The 14,351-nt window shown below is 47.3% G+C and carries 14 protein-coding genes and 1 pseudogene; 1 reads left to right on the top strand and 14 read right to left on the bottom strand.

The genetic code is table 11. The features are described 5' to 3' along the window. Nucleotides 1-153: 153 nt before the first annotated feature. The 4 genes from GC096_RS06920 to pth all read right to left on the bottom strand — a co-directional run bounded on the left by GC096_RS06920 (nt 154) and on the right by pth (nt 5,752). Nucleotides 154-1,245, bottom strand: a complete 1,092-nt coding sequence (locus tag GC096_RS06920; RefSeq protein WP_171629523.1) for a peptidylprolyl isomerase — start codon at nt 1,243-1,245, stop codon at nt 154-156. Continuing rightward, entirely contained in the window at nt 1,232-4,753 is a 3,522-nt protein-coding gene (mfd, locus tag GC096_RS06925) for a transcription-repair coupling factor (protein WP_171629524.1), read from the bottom strand. The genes GC096_RS06920 and mfd overlap by 14 nt, the downstream gene beginning before the upstream one ends. A 75-nt stretch (nt 4,754-4,828) precedes the next feature. Next, complete coding sequence (gene fin, locus GC096_RS06930; protein ID WP_056617980.1) at nt 4,829-5,056, bottom strand: anti-sigma-F factor Fin; 228 nt, start codon at nt 5,054-5,056, stop codon at nt 4,829-4,831. Nucleotides 5,057-5,191: 135 nt separating this feature from the next. Continuing rightward, nucleotides 5,192-5,752: an aminoacyl-tRNA hydrolase gene (pth, locus tag GC096_RS06935; protein ID WP_171629541.1), complete on the bottom strand. Its 561-nt coding sequence runs from the start codon at nt 5,750-5,752 to the stop codon at nt 5,192-5,194. Nucleotides 5,753-5,970: 218 nt separating this feature from the next. Here pth and GC096_RS06940 point away from each other — a divergent pair, with 218 nt between their 5' ends. After that, nucleotides 5,971-6,171, top strand: coding sequence for a hypothetical protein (locus GC096_RS06940; protein ID WP_171629525.1), 201 nt, complete (start codon nt 5,971-5,973; stop codon nt 6,169-6,171). Nucleotides 6,172-6,379: 208 nt separating this feature from the next. Here GC096_RS06940 and glmU read toward each other — a convergent pair whose 3' ends face one another. From glmU to rnmV, 10 genes and pseudogenes are all read right to left on the bottom strand, one after another. Then, a complete protein-coding gene (glmU, locus tag GC096_RS06945; protein ID WP_281366743.1) occupies nt 6,380-7,777 on the bottom strand; it encodes a bifunctional UDP-N-acetylglucosamine diphosphorylase/glucosamine-1-phosphate N-acetyltransferase GlmU in 1,398 nt (465 codons plus the stop codon). Between the two features lie 148 nt (nt 7,778-7,925). Next, nucleotides 7,926-8,210 carry a septation regulator SpoVG gene (spoVG, locus tag GC096_RS06950; RefSeq protein ID WP_028557369.1) on the bottom strand — a complete coding sequence of 95 codons (285 nt, stop codon included), beginning with the start codon at nt 8,208-8,210 and terminating at the stop codon, nt 7,926-7,928. Between the two features lie 118 nt (nt 8,211-8,328). After that, the gene (locus GC096_RS06955; RefSeq protein WP_171629526.1) at nt 8,329-8,712 is read right to left on the bottom strand and encodes a RidA family protein; all 384 of its coding nucleotides are present in this window, start codon (nt 8,710-8,712) and stop codon (nt 8,329-8,331) included. A 16-nt stretch (nt 8,713-8,728) separates the two neighbouring features. Beyond that, complete coding sequence (gene purR, locus GC096_RS06960; protein WP_171629527.1) at nt 8,729-9,553, bottom strand: pur operon repressor; 825 nt, start codon at nt 9,551-9,553, stop codon at nt 8,729-8,731. A 195-nt stretch (nt 9,554-9,748) separates the two neighbouring features. Further along, complete coding sequence (gene ispE, locus GC096_RS06965) at nt 9,749-10,603, bottom strand: 4-(cytidine 5'-diphospho)-2-C-methyl-D-erythritol kinase (RefSeq protein ID WP_056617998.1); 855 nt, start codon at nt 10,601-10,603, stop codon at nt 9,749-9,751. Between the two features lie 294 nt (nt 10,604-10,897). Next, a pseudogene (locus GC096_RS06970) lies at nt 10,898-11,068 on the bottom strand (small, acid-soluble spore protein, alpha/beta type); the annotation flags it as partial. A gap of 164 nt (nt 11,069-11,232) precedes the next feature. Next, on the bottom strand, nt 11,233-11,508 hold the full coding sequence (gene veg / locus GC096_RS06975; protein ID WP_028557365.1) for a biofilm formation stimulator Veg: 276 nt from the start codon (nt 11,506-11,508) through the stop codon (nt 11,233-11,235). Between the two features lie 389 nt (nt 11,509-11,897). Then, entirely contained in the window at nt 11,898-12,779 is an 882-nt protein-coding gene (yabG, locus tag GC096_RS06980; RefSeq protein ID WP_171629528.1) for a sporulation peptidase YabG, read from the bottom strand. A 55-nt stretch (nt 12,780-12,834) separates the two neighbouring features. Next, nucleotides 12,835-13,743 (bottom strand): 16S rRNA (adenine(1518)-N(6)/adenine(1519)-N(6))-dimethyltransferase RsmA, encoded by a 909-nt coding sequence (gene rsmA, locus GC096_RS06985; RefSeq protein ID WP_171629529.1) that lies wholly within the window; start codon nt 13,741-13,743, stop codon nt 12,835-12,837. Between the two features lie 35 nt (nt 13,744-13,778). Next, entirely contained in the window at nt 13,779-14,315 is a 537-nt protein-coding gene (rnmV, locus tag GC096_RS06990; RefSeq protein WP_171629543.1) for a ribonuclease M5, read from the bottom strand. Between the last annotated feature and the right edge of the window lie 36 nt (nt 14,316-14,351).

The following is a 14,351-nucleotide window of genomic DNA, read 5'->3' on the forward strand; positions in this document are numbered from 1 at the left end:
ATCTATCCATAGTATTCTTCACTTCCCATTCTTCTATGCAGACGCCTCGACTAAGCAATTTACTTTATTTAGCTCTGCACCCTGCTGCGCTTATCATGTCCAAAAATGAGAAATAAAAACAGGATGTCCATTATCGGACATCCTGGTAAGTTCTTACTTTGCCGCCGGGCTTGCTGCAGGACTAGCAGCAGGGCTAGCTGCTGGTGCTGGCGCCGCTTCTACTTTAGGAAGGTTATTCGTTTCGATCAATTTCGGGTACTCAGTTTCAGCAAATTCAGACAAGGATTTCTCTGCTAGCTGAGATTTGATTTGTGTTTTAAGTGTATCATCCAGTTGCTTCGTGCTTCTGGATTCTACTTTCATCACGTGATAACCGAAAGTGGATTCTACAGGATCACTGATTTTGTTCAATGGAAGCGTGCTTGCTGCATCTTTGAACTCTGTTACCCATTCATTGATGTTGGCATCTTTGTACGTGCCGCCTACATCCTTGGAACCTGGATCGTCAGAGAATTCTTTCGCAAGTGCTGCGAAATCGCCGCCTGCATCCAACTTCGCCTTTACTTCTTTCGCTATCTTGAGCGCCTCTTCTTTCGTACGAAGATCTTTTTGTGTTGCAGAATCCTTCAACGCGATCAGGATATGGCTAACGGTTGCAACGTCAAACGCATGTGCAGCTGCTTGTTCTTTGTAAGCATCTTGAACCGCTTGGTCCGTAATTTTGCTTTCCATGCTGCCCATTGTGTAGAAGCTTAATTTCATCAAGGACTCGATATCTTTCAATTCGATACCGTTGTCTTTCAACTGCTTGTCCATTCCGCCTTCTTGTTTACCGAAGTAGTCAGTGATGGCTTTCATTTGCTCTGTTACTTGTTTGTCAGCATCCGCTTTCACTTTGTCGTCCGCTTTAGCGGAAAGAACACGGAAAGTAACCATTTGCTTCAACATATCTTGTTGAAAAGCTGGATCAGCCAAATATTGAGCTAATTGTGGGGAAAACATTTTATTTACGTTGATGAAAGAATCGAATTCACCGCGTGTAATTTTTCCGCCTTCTTTGTACGTAGCAATAATATCGCTTGGATTACCTGTTGCAGCCGCTGATGCGGAAGGCGAAGCTGTTGCAGCGCCTTCCTTTTTGTCTCCACACGCGCTGAGGACAGAGAATGCAAGGACTACTGTCACCAAACCTAAGATCCATTTTTTCGAAGTACGTCGTTGTCTGCTAGTTTCATTTGGCAACATCCTGTAATTCCCCTTTCGTTTTCAGAACATCCTTATATTGTACCAAGAATTTCTCCAACAATTCGATGGAGGCTTCCGGCTTCATGCCTTTAAATCGGATAACAATAAGTAGCTGCGGATCTGCGTTCAATTTGATACGACCATCAAAGCCTTTGGACAAGGCGAGCAGCTTCTGGCCATCCAGCCTGCCATTCTGGTCGATATGCACCTTGATTAGGTAATCCTCCCCTTTTTGGCTAATCGTTTCAATCCGGTAATCCGAACCGTATGCTTTCAAACGAGCCACTGTCAGTAGGTTGAACACGGCCTGCGGCAGATCGCCGAAGCGATCAACGAGCTCATCATGCAGATCCGCGGCTTCTTCCAGCGTACGAATGGCGGCCACTTTTTTGTAAATTTCGATTTTTTGCATGCTGTCATAGATGTAATCAGATGGCAGATACGCATCCAATTGAATGTCGATTGACGTATGCCATTCCGGTTCTGGAATGACTGCTTCTCCATCTATCTCCAGCTTCAGCTTTGCGATTTCTTCAGCTAACATTTGCGAGTACAAATCAAAGCCGACAGAAGCAATAAAGCCGTGCTGTTCAGCACCTAATAAGTTTCCTGCGCCACGAATGGATAAGTCCCTCATCGCAATTTTAAAGCCTGAACCAAGTTCTGTAAACTCTTTAATCGCTTGAAGTCGTTTCTCGGCTACTTCTGTCAGCACTTTATCACGCTGATACGTGAAATACGCATAAGCGACGCGATTCGACCTGCCTACACGTCCGCGCAGCTGATAGAGCTGGGAAAGACCCATTTTATCAGCATCATGGACAATAAGTGTATTCACATTCGGGATATCTACGCCGGTTTCGATAATGCTCGTGCTGACGAGAACATCGTACTCCCCGTCCAAGAAATCGAGAATCGTTTTCTCGAGCTCCTGCTCACCCATTTGACCATGCGCTACGGTTACACGTGCATCCGGAATCATCATCGAGATTTGATCAGCGATTTGTGTAATGCCTTGCACGCGATTGTATAGATAATAGACTTGCCCCTCACGCGCTAGCTCACGCTCGATAGCTTCTCTGACCAGCGTCGGCCCGTATTCCACCACATAGGTCTGAACCGGGAAACGGTTCTCTGGCGGGGTCTCAATAACTGACAAGTCACGAACGCCCAACATGGACATATGCAATGTTCTTGGAATTGGCGTCGCCGTTAGCGTCAGCACGTCCACGTTCGTCTTCAAACGCTTGAGCTTCTCTTTGTGGGACACACCGAAACGCTGCTCCTCATCGACGATGAGCAAACCTAGATCCTTAAACTGAATGTCTTGCGACAAGAGGCGATGAGTTCCAATCACGACGTCAACGACGCCTTTCTTGACCCCTTTCATGACCTCCGTCTGCTCTTTCTTCGAACGGAAACGACTTAACACTTTCACATTGAACGGATAACCGGAGAAGCGTTCACGGAACGTTTCATAATGCTGCTGCGCCAAAATCGTCGTTGGCACGAGAACAGCAACCTGCTTCCCGTCAATCGCTGCCTTGAAGGCTGCACGAACGGCAACTTCGGTTTTGCCGTAGCCCACGTCTCCGCATAACAATCGATCCATAGGACGTGCTTTTTCCATATCCGTTTTAATTTCTTCAATCGCACGAAGCTGATCCCGTGTTTCATCGTAGGGGAACATCGCTTCGAACTCGTTCTGATAGGAACTATCCTTGCTAAATCCGTAACCCGTCGCAGCTTGACGCTCGGCATACAGCTTAATCAGCTCATCTGCAATATCTTTGACAGATGCACGTGCTTTGCTTTTCACCCGTGCCCAATCAGTGCCGCCAAGTTTATATACTTTCGGTTCTTTCTCTTCGGAACCGACATATTTCTGAATCAAATCAATTTGATCAATCGGAACAGACAGCTTATCGCCGCCGGCGTACATAATATGCAAATAATCCTTATGAATCCCGCCAACCTCTAACGTGCCGATGCCAACGTATTTCCCGATCCCGTGATTGACGTGGACAACGTAGTCGCCGACCTTCAGCTCTTGATAGCTTTTGATCCGTTCTGCGTTCTCCAGCTTCTTCTCCACTTTACGTGCTTTACGCTGCTTCTGAGTGAATATCTCACCCTCTGTAATCACGACGAGATGAATGGAAGGCATTTCAAAGCCTGTTTGCAGATTGCCATCTACAATCTCAGGAACTTCAATCTGGTAGTCACCAAGAACACGACGTACACGTTCTGCACGGTCATCGCCATTCGCTAGAAGAATGACCTTACTGCCATTCTTCTTCCACCGCTCCATCTCCGCCTTGAGGAGATTCATCTGCCCATGGAAGTTTTGCATGACACGGCATACGAAGTTCACGATATTCTGCGGCTGAATACCCGCTACCTGACGAAGGAAAAGGGACACATACAACGTCGGGAACGGTCTGCGGTGCAGCAGGGTCTCGTAAGATTTGGACAGCACAAAAGCCGGCAAGCTCTTCCCCTCAGTCAACGCATGCATCATCCACTCGGCTTCATCTCGCTCGAGCTGCTTCGCTGTTTCCAGGAGGCGGGCAGGCTCGTCGATAATGAGAATCGAGTCTGTGGGCATGTAGTCCATGAGTGTCTGTCTTTCCGTGTATAGGAGAGAAATATATTTATAAATGCCTGGGAACGTCTGCCCTTCTCGCATAAGCTCGATATCGCGGCCTACGACCTCCAACAGCTTGTCTTTGGCTGAGCGTTCGCTCATCTTCGCCAACTGCGCTTGCAGCAGCTCATATGCGTGCTGTGCGGCTGACTGTAACCGCTTTCTATCCGCTTGAATCTCGCGGCATGGGGGGATCGTCACCGTTGTTAGTTTGTCAATTGACCGCTGGTCACTTACATCGAAAGTCCGAATAGAGTCGACTTCGATATCAAACAGCTCAATCCGAATCGCATTCTCCGACGTTAGCGGAAATAAATCGAGAATGCCGCCTCGCACACTCATTTCGCCTTTGGTTTCAACGCGTTCAACCCGTTCATAGCCTAGGCTGGATAAAGAAGCCAGCAGCTCGTCTAATTGAACCGTATCACCGACATTAATCGTTACTCGGGATTCCTCGAACACCTGTTTGAGTGGCAGCAATCTTCGCACACCAGCAAAAGGCGCAATAACTACACCGCGAAATCCGCCAGCGAGTTTAGTGAGAACGTCAATACGCTGCGCTAGCATCTCTGGGCTTGAAGCCGCTTCTTCTGTCGTCAGAAGCTCTTGAGATGGATAGAGCAGCACTTCATCAGGGGATAGACACTCCAAGAGGTCTTCCGCTATTTTTTGCGCAGCGAACATATTGTGCGTAACAACGAAAAGCGGACGCTCCAGCTCACGCGCAAGTGAGGCCAGCATCACTTGTCTGGAAGAGCCAGTTAAACCGGCAATGAGCTGCTCTTTCATTTCGGACTTGAGGCCTGTCACGATCGTTTGAAAGTCGGAATCCGCAGAAAAAGCTTGAATTAAAGCTTGCAAACAAGTACACTCCCCTCACAAAAAGAAGCCTCGGCACACTTGCCTCGGCTATTAACTCTTTATCTTCATCATAAATTATTGCAACGGACTGGCTAGCAGGGATAATTCTGGGTTCGCTTCTAATGCCTCATGACAGTAGTCGCAAACGACCCTAACCGTAACATCTCCGTTCGTATTATACGATATTATATCTCTACGCTCATCAGGGGTCAAGAAATGGAAGCCTAACTGCTGCTCGGTAATCGCACGCTGATTAATTTCCCCGACAAAGGTATGACAATGCCTGCAAATATACTTGATCATATGTATGCCTCCTTCGACAATTCGATTACATCCTAGTATGACCATTCTTCGGAATAATTAGCCGAATCTGCCATTGTCATTTTCGAATAGGGACCTTACATATCATCATATATACAGCAGGTTCACCTGTGGTGATTATTTATTAAACTTAGCCATCGTTTTCTCGAAAGACTCACCCAAACTAAACTCCATGGCATCGCAGGTTACATCCAGTACGTCGTTAATGGACTTCATCTCATCTTTGGAAAAGTTAGACAGTACATAATCCGCAATATTATAGCCCGGTGCCGGGCGATTCACACCAATTCGAATCCGATTAAAGATCTGTGTGCCCCCATGCTGAATAATGGACTTAATACCGTTATGTCCGCCTGGACTCCCTTGATAACGAAGACGAATCTGACCGAAGGATGTGTCCATATCATCATAAACAATCACGACATCTTCCAATTTCGCTTTATAGAAATCAAGGAAGGCGCGCATGGATTCACCTGAAAGGTTCATGTACGTCATTGGTTTCAATAAATATACCTTCGTCCCGTTCACATTACCTTCTGCGAGCAGCCCTTTTCCTTTATTCTGAAAAGAGGTAATCCCCCACTTGGCGGCAAAGCGATCAATTGCCATGAATCCAACATTATGCCGATTTAGCTCATACTGCTTTCCCGGATTTCCCAGTCCGATAAAACATTTCATAATTTTCAAAATCCCCCCACAGATAAACGGATACGCCGTCCTTCGAGGGACGAGCGTGTTTGTCCAGGTTGACTAGAAAGTAAAAATGAATACTTTCTTTTTCAACTAGCGATAAACTAAAAAACCTTTGCGGAACCCGCTTCTAAAGGTTATTGTTTACAATATACCTGTTACCTAATGTTATCCATCCCATAAAAGCTGTAGGTGATAAAAGAACGATGTATCTTCATGGACAACAGCTTACAGAAGATGATCATTTTCAAGATCATATCGATGCGGACGTACCCGTCCAAGTATACTATCAAAATCTGCACAAGGATATAGGCTTCGTTGAAATGTACAACCGTCATTTCGTTAAGATTAATCGTATCTTTTATAGCAGAAAGAAGCATACTTTTGTTTCGCGCCCTGGATATTAAGCGCTTTCATTGAGGAGACTCACCTTAATTCGGATGCTGGATCCATGGACTAGCTTACGAAAAAGAACCTCTATCGGTCTCGCTCAGCCTGGATTCTTCCACGTAAACCAAGCTGAGTGGGCAGCACTTCATTGCTAGCGTACCCCGCCTTAAGAGGTTCCATTCCTATTGTTCAATTACTCCGTCGTATATGGCAACGCACAGTCTATCAACGACCTTTATTTTCTTTCTTCGCCTTCATCCGCGCTTTAATTTTATCAGCATAACCCGCTTTATTCTCCTGGCGTACACGAGCGATGGACAGATCACCTTCGTTCACATTATGTGTGATCGTGGTGCCAGCGACCACATAAGCCCCATCGCCGATTTTCACAGGCGCAATCAAATTGACATTACTGCCAATAAACGCATCATTTCCGATTTCCGTTAGGTTTTTATTAAACCCATCATAATTCACCGTTATAGCACCGCAGCCGATGTTCACATTCGTGCCAACCACTGCATCACCAACGTAGCTCAAATGAGAAACCTTCGTTCCTTCACCCAGCGTCGCATTTTTGATCTCAACGAAATCGCCAACCTTCACTTGCTTGCCAAGCTTAGCGCCTGGTCGTAAATACGCGAATGGTCCAACGGATGTTTCACTATCCACATAAGCATCTTGAAGAACGGATTGCTTAATTGTTACTTCGTCCCGAATAATGGAATCGATGATTTCAGTTTGCGGTCCAATCGTACACAGTTCACCAATCTGGGTGTTTCCGCGCAATATCGTACCTGGTAGCAGAACCGTATCGGCGCCAATCGTAACATCCTTCTCGATATACGTATTGATTGGATCGATAATCGTAACCCCGTTCAACATATGCTCGCGGTTAATCCGTGCTTTGAACAGTTGCTCCGCTTCGGACAATGCCACACGATCGTTCACACCAATCGATTCAGCTGGATCTGCCATGCAATACCCTTGAACAACTTCGCCAGCGCTTGTCATAATCCCGATAACATCAGTCAAATAGTACTCATTCTGTACGTTCTTGTTCGTAACTGACGCCAGTGCATGGAACATTTTACGATTATCAAAAATGTACGTACCCGTGTTAATCTCCTGAACAGCCGCTTCCTCCGGGGAGCAATCCTTCTGCTCAACGATACGTGCTACGCGCCCATCTGCTCCGCGAATAATACGTCCATAGCCTGTCGGCTCACCCAACTGCGCTGTGAGAATCGTCGCTGCTGCGCCCGATTGTTGATGTAGTTCAATCGTCTCTTGCAGCGTAGCTGCCGTAATTAGAGGCGTATCGCCGCAAATGACAACCGTCATCCCCTCTTCCTCACCAAGTAGATCCTTGGCCTGAAGCACGGCATGACCCGTTCCTAACTGTTGCTCTTGCAGCGCATACTGGGCACGATCGCCTAAGTAGCCTTTTACGGCTTCTGCACCAAATCCAACCACCACCACGGTTTGCGTTACTTCTATATGTTCCAGCGTATCTACAACGTGACCCACCATCGGTTTACCAACAACCGGATGAAGCACCTTGTATAGCTTTGATTTCATTCGTTTCCCTTGTCCTGCAGCCAACACAATTGCCATGAGCTTCAACGAATATCCAACTCCTTTATTATGAATTCATGATTTCTCTTTATATCTCTCTAAATCTTATCTCTAAAACGATGAGTTCTTCCCCCAATATAGCATCATTACCTGTCAAAAGAAAAGAGAGCCCCAAGGGCTCTCTCAATAATCTGAATTATGCGCCTTCTTCAATAACTTCCTCTTCTACAGCCGCGCGATCATATTCAGCAAGTACTGCTGCTTGAATTTTCTCACGAGTTGTGGACGAAATCGGATGAGCGATGTCGCGGAATTCACCGTCTGGTGTTCGCTTGCTCGGCATAGCAACGAACATTCCGTTATTGCCATCGATGACACGAATGTCGTGTACGACGAACTCGTTATCAATGGTAATAGAAGCAATCGCCTTCATCCTCCCCTCGGAGTTTACCCGGCGGAGTCTTACATCTGTAATTTGCACTTGTGTTCACCACCTTTTTCCATCTCTGAGACTTGGGTGATATATTCAACATCTTCATGCAAATTCCTTCTTATTATTTTGAAATTTTTGATAATTTAATGTGTTCTTAATGTTTCTGTTAAATTTCGACAGGAATCACAGCAATTAGTTCAATTTCGACAAAAACATCACGAGGTAATCTTGCAACTTCAACGGTAGATCTAGCAGGTTTGTGGTCACCGAAGTAGCTTGCATAGATCTCATTAAGCTCGCCAAATTGGTTCATGTCCTTCAGAAATACAGTCGCCTTTACAACTTGGCTGAATGATGAACCAGCTGCCTCAAGCACGCCTTGCAAGTTTGCAAAAACTTGATGCGCCTGTTCCTTGATGCCGCCTTCTACGATTTGACCATCTAAGCCTAGCGGGATTTGTCCGGAAGTAAACAACAGGTTACCCAGTTTAACCGCTTGTGAGTAAGGTCCGATAGCAGCAGGTGCTGCTGATGTTGAAATGAATTCCATTTGTACGAATCTCCTTTTATTTAGCGTCAAAATAGTTGCCAGGCTCTACCGTAATTTGTTTCGTCTTGGAGTCTACGCCATATAGCCGAGCTAGTGACACGTAGTTATCCACCAACTGCTCCTCGGCCTCGCAGGATTCCATGAATACGCCAACACCTTGTACAGTTGCTTTAAACTCGGCTAGCAGGTCCATCATGCCATGAATCGTTCCGCCAACATGCATGAAGTCATCGATGATCAGCACCTTGGATTCTTCCTTCAGTGCGCGCCTTGCAAGTGACATGGTCTGAATTCGCTTATTGGAGCCCGACACATAGTTAATGCTAACAGCAGAACCTTCCGTCACTCGGCTGTCTCTACGTACAATTACAACTGGCAAATTCATATAAGTAGCCGTCGCATACGCGAGCGGTATTCCTTTGGTTTCAACGGTCATAATTACGTCCACGTCGCGACCTGCGAAAGCGGATGCAAAGGTTTTGCCAATTTCGTTCAAATACTGGGGTTGTCCCATGATATCTGACATATACAAATAGCCGCCCGGAAGAATGCGTTCTGGTTGTTGAAGTTGCAAACATAGGTTCTGGATAAACTTCAGTGATATTTCTTTGGGCACCTTCGGTGAAAACTTCACGCCTCCGGCTGCTCCGGCCAGCGTATTCAGTTCGCCCAATCCTTCTTCTTCAAAAACTTCCTTGATGATGGCAAGATCTTCGCTTATCGAAGATTTCGCGGAGTTGTAACGCTCGGCAAAAGTCGTTAAAGGGATTAACGAGTGGGGGCGAAATAACAAATATTGTGTCATTTCTACCAGCCTAGCGCTCCTTTTCAACTTTTTCATCGCACTACCCCCCAAAATCCGAATATTATAATGAAAATATACCACTTTTATACGTATTTGTTCAAGCGAACCATGAAAAATATGTTAACACGAACTTAACACACATCTAACATCGCCTAGGATTCGTCACCTTCTCTTTCCAATATGCCCCTTTAGATGAAAAAGAGCCCCGTCACGGGGCTCAACTAAGCTACTTTAGGTCAGCATGCGCACAGCGTAAACATCCTTACAAAAGCCTCGCAACCCGTTATAGATGCGCGGCACTTTCGCCTCCTTGGAAACAAGACCGAAGACGGTTGGCCCACTGCCCGACATCAATACACCGTCTGCCCCTAAGCGTTGCATGCACTCCTTCAGATGTCTGACCTCTGGATACAGATCCAGCGTCACTTCCTCCAGGACATTGCCTAGATTATCGCACAAACGATCGAACTGCTTGTCCCGTATCGCACTTAATACACCTGACGTAGAAGGATGATGCTTGATTTCGCGCGCGTTCAGCTTTCCATAGATCTCTGAAGTCGACACATTAATAGGCGGCTTCGCTAGGACAACCCAGCACTGAGGTGGCGCTGAGATATGTTCCAGCTTCTCGCCACGCCCCGTAGCAAGAGCAGTTCCTCCCGTCACACAGAAAGGCACATCCGAGCCAAGCTCTGCGCCTAACACTTGAAGCTCCTCATTTGGGATATTCAGATTCCAGAGACGGTTGAGCCCCCGTAAGGTTGCTGCTGCGTCACTGCTCCCGCCTGCCAAACCAGCAGCCACTGGTATCCGCTTGTCTAAGTGAATATAGACGCCCTGTTTGACGTCGTAGCGGTCTTTAATGAGACGCGCAGCCTGAAAGGCTAGATTCTTCTCATCGAGCGGAATATACCCCGCCTGACTCGATATAATAATCGTGTCGCGCGCCATCTCCTGCATTTCGATCCGATCAGCCAAATCCACCATCGTCATTACCATCTCAACTTCATGGTAACCGTCTGGCCTTTTATGTAAAACATCAAGAGACAAATTAATTTTAGCCGGTGCTTTCTCAAAAATCTTCATCCGATCACCTTCTTTTGCTCGTTAGCCACCCCGATATTATAACAAAAGCATAAAAAAAAAGCTAAAGCATTTGCTTTAGCTGTAATACGGACGTTGCGTTCCTTGTCCGGACTGCTGGTAAGACTGCTGGTAGCCAGCCGGCGGATAATTCGTAGCGCCCGTTTGTTGCTGATGATGACCGTTATATGACGGTGAATAGTTTGTATAGCCCTGTCCGTTATATGACGGCTGACTTGCGGTTGGCTGATGATAGTTGGACGAGGAGTTGTGAGCATTCGTCGGAGCTGAAACATATTGCTTAGCCAGATGCTCCTGTGCAATTTGAATCGCCCGCTTCACCATATTCCCTGCGTCCTTCGTGCGAATCCCTGACCAGCCTTCTCGCTGCACGACATCGTAGAAACCAAGATCCTTCGCTAACTCATATTTAAAACTCTCAGACATCACACTTCTTCTTCGACTCATACCAAATCCTCCTTATCATTTGCGCACAATAAACGCTGCAACCATCATAAGCAGTGATTGATGACGATTTCGAATAGTATGCCCTGATATTTCGGATAGATACAAAATAGATACAAAGCAAAAACAGACCACAAGGGCCTGTTCAATATCGGAACGCTATTAAGCTAATGCTGTATGTAAGTGATGCGAACCTGACCATCATCGTTGCATACGGTAACTTCGACGGACTCGGTTAGGATATCGGCGTAGCTGTATGACACTCGTTTGAAGGCATGGGATTCTTGATCTAATTTCACAATAAACACAGAAGGGTAGGTTTCTTCTAAAACACCGGAACGCTCGACAGTCTTACGACGGCCACCATTCGCTCTCAACATGATCTTCTGCCCAACATGGGGCTCCAAACTGCGTTTGATTTCCAATAGCGCATTTTTTGCCATTGTCAACTACCACCTCTTTCCTTGTCAATTATAACCCATTCACCCCATCATGTCAAATGAGGTCAAATATTATATCAGCACCCCAATCCCGTTGTCAACGGCATTTTTGCAGGTTTTCCGATTTCTCCTCCCTTCAGGTTGTCACCAATGTTCGCAAATTATTCACACTTTTCCAGTTAAGGAGAAACTTCTTCCCCAAGACTCCCGAAGAAGAGCAACCACCAAGGCTTAACGGCCTGCCACGGATAAAAAAAAAGAACACTTTCTGTCACCCTCCATACGGAGTTCATAACAGAAAGTGTTGCTTAGAATCGCACAATTTGGCTAAAGTTATACTCGCATCAAGTAACTGTAAGCCACTTGTCGTCCTCTAAGGGCGCCTAATTCAGCTATACAGACTCTTCTGTGTGCTGAATACCAGGAACACCCATCCGATAACTGCCCCGCGTCTCGACCCCGCCTAGCCCCTCTAGGCCTGTCACCGTCAAATCCATAATATCCAACATCGAAATCGTTTCTCTTGTTGGGGTATAGGACAGCTTAGCAGCGATGCACAAAGGGTCTAAGGCATGGATGAGTATGCGCGCAGGAGAACTTGCGAAGTTAGCCCCGGCCCGCAATAACGCTTCGAAATGCGACTGACAAGCACCCGCCACAATAATTAAGGAATCCCGATTCCTCTCAAATTGTCTGGCCACTCGCACCGCATTCACAAAGTTTTGGGAATTCTTATAGCTCGACAGATTGCTCGGGCTAACGCTTTGCCGATTTTTCAAAATACCATCATGCCCCGTAATGACGACAATGTCCGGTTTATATTGAGGAAGCAATCTTTGCAGTGCTTCCGCCATTTGCGCCTCAGGAATGAAGAAACCTTCTGCAGGTACGCGCAATTCGCCGTAGAGCTGCATACTTTTTCGCAGATAGCTCGGATCGCCATCCAAGTGAAGAACTCTTCCCGGCACTTCAAAATAGCTGTTATGAGCCGGTTGTGACTTTTGTTTATGATTAACAGCTATCTGATTCTTCTCTTGCAATTGCACTTGGGACACCGCCAGGCGACGCAGCGACTCACGAAATTCAGGCGAGCTTGACCGTGGATGATCTAAGGTCTCCTTAGGATTCGTTTTTGTCAGATCCGTGAGCGGCGCATCTGCAAGTAACCGAAAATCGACACCCCTCAGAATAGCCTTGAGATGCTCAATTCGTTCAATTCTAAACACGACGTCGCCGCCATAGGAAATACGGGTAACAAAATCTCCTTGCCTCATCGCACAAATCCCCTCCTAAGGGTATCCTATGGCGAGACTAGGCATTTGGTGCGGGTTATTTGCAGCCGTGCGCACGAAGAGCCGTAGACAAGCGTGCGAACTCCTCCATGCTGAGTGTTTCACCCCGGCGTGAAGGCTCGATCTGAATGCCATGCAGCAACGCTTCCAGCTCAGGCTTGTGCTCTTTGGTAAAGAACCTCGCCGCGAGGTTATTATAGAGGGTTTTGCGACGCTGAACGAAGGACGCTTGGACGACAGCGAAGAAGAAGTCCACGTCCGCCACTTCAACTGGCGGTGCTTGACGCACGCGCAGCCGGATGACGGCGGAATCGACGTTCGGCTGCGGCACGAAGACGGTGCGAGGCACGATCGTGACGAGCTCCGGCTCGCAGTAGAACTGCACGGCAATGCTAAGACTGCCGTAATCTTTGGTGCCCGGACGAGCCGCCATGCGGTCGGCCACTTCTTTTTGGATCATCACGACGATATTCTCCAGGGGAAGCTTCTCTTCGAGAAGCTTCATGATGATCGGCGTCGTGATGTAGTAAGGCAGGTTGGCGACAACGCTGACGCCTTCCATGCCTTCGAAATGCTGCCGGAACAGTTCCGGCAGGTTCGTCTTCAAGATATCCCCATGAACGACAGTGGCATGGGGGTAAGGAGCCAGCGTCTCGTCCAAGATGGGCAGCAGACGCTGATCGATCTCGACGGCCAGCACGCGGCCAGCGAGCTTGGCTAGCTGCTGTGTGAGCGCGCCGATGCCAGGGCCGATCTCGAGCGCAGCCTTCGTAGGCCCCAGCTCAGCAGCCATAACGATTTTGCTCAATATATTTTGATCAATCAAGAAGTTCTGGCCTAAGCTTTTTTTCAGCACCAGACCATTTCTCTTAATAATTTGTTTCGTTTTACTCGGTGTTGCCACATCTTCTGCTGTTACAACAACCTCTTGTCCGGTTATATTCATAGTATAGACCTCGTATCTATAGGGTTCTAGGGATTCTAATGATTCAAATGTTCGAGCGCCGCCTCAAATTCCTCACGAGAAATCTGAAACATGGCGCAGCGCTTATAAAATTGCTTGCCATTGCAATAACCAATGCCCAGCGCATTGCCTACGGCCAAGCGGCGTGCAGCCGCATCCGGATGCACGATGAGACCGGCAGCGATCAGATCCTCCATCGTCAACTGCGAGACGGCAGCGTTATACTCTGTCCGAAGGCTCTGAAGCGCCTGACGGATCGTCTCCGGCGTCGCGTTCTCGACACCGATGTCGCCCTTATACGCCGCTTGCTCCTGCGTAATGAAGGCATGCTTGCAGCCAGGCACCTTGGCTGCTACGATTTTGCGTATCCGTTCCCCTGCGTGATCCGGATCCGTGAATATAATGACGCCTCTGCGCTGCTGAGCCAGCGCAATCCGCTTCAGTACAGCTTGTCCGATGGCGGAACCGCCTGTTTCAATCGTATCAGCCTGCACAGCCCGTTTGATCGCAGCTGTATCGTCCTTGCCTTCCACAACGATCATTTCTTTTATCATCACCGTTTTCCTTCCCCAGTACGCAGAAAAAGAAGA

It is taken from the genome of Paenibacillus plantarum, assembly GCF_013141695.1.
Taxonomy (GTDB): Bacteria; Bacillota; Bacilli; order Paenibacillales; family NBRC-103111; genus Paenibacillus_E; species Paenibacillus_E plantarum.